The following is a 273-nucleotide window of genomic DNA, read 5'->3' on the forward strand; positions in this document are numbered from 1 at the left end:
AGACGGCACACTCGCATCATAACGATTACGGATACGCACCGTTTCGCGTTTCTCAAAATCAACGCCATCCAGATGTTCAGTAAACGTCGTCACAAAATGTTGGCGGGTTTGTTCGCCATCACTAACGATATCAATGCCTGCATGGAGTTGTTCTTGCAATGACAAACGTAAAGCATCTTGTTTCGCTTCGAGTAATGCCTCACCTTCGAGTTTCCAAGGTGACCAAAGTTTCTCAGGCTCAGCAAGCCAAGAAGGTTTCGGTAAACTGCCTGC

The 273-nt window shown here is 46.9% G+C and carries 1 pseudogene; it reads right to left on the reverse strand.

From position 1 onward, the window contains the following. Positions 1–273: pseudogene (locus B4920_RS26280) on the reverse strand (methionine synthase); the annotation flags it as partial.

Origin of the sequence: Zoogloea sp. LCSB751, from assembly GCF_002028455.1 — a bacterium.
In the GTDB taxonomy this organism is placed as follows: Bacteria; Pseudomonadota; Gammaproteobacteria; order Burkholderiales; family Rhodocyclaceae; genus Zoogloea.